The 289-nt window shown below is 55.0% G+C and carries 1 protein-coding gene; it reads right to left on the bottom strand.

The window, feature by feature from the left end:
• Positions 1-7: 7 nt before the first annotated feature.
• The coding region (locus tag HMPREF2751_RS02275) for an IS30 family transposase (RefSeq protein ID WP_141747428.1) at positions 8-289 on the bottom strand (282 nt) is incomplete at its 5' end.

Here is a 289-nt window from a genome sequence, read left to right on the forward strand (position 1 = left end):
GGTAGGGTCAGGCGGTCATTGCATCATGGATAACACCAGAGATTACCTCCCGGGGAGTTAACCCGTCGAGCACTACCCGCGGCCGGTTATTCAGCAATGCTTCCGCCTCGGCGACCTCTTGGTCGGTGACATCGGTAAAGTTGGTGCCTTTGGGGAAATAAAACCGGATATCCCGATTCATCCGCTCATTGCTACCTCGCTGCCACGGCGAATGCGGATCGGCGAAAAACACCTGGATATTCTCCGCGACAGAAAACTCCGTGTGTTTGGCAAACTCCACTCCCTGATC

Origin of the sequence: Corynebacterium sp. HMSC063G05, assembly GCF_001810555.1 — a bacterium.
Classification (GTDB): Bacteria; Actinomycetota; Actinomycetes; order Mycobacteriales; family Mycobacteriaceae; genus Corynebacterium; species Corynebacterium jeikeium_D.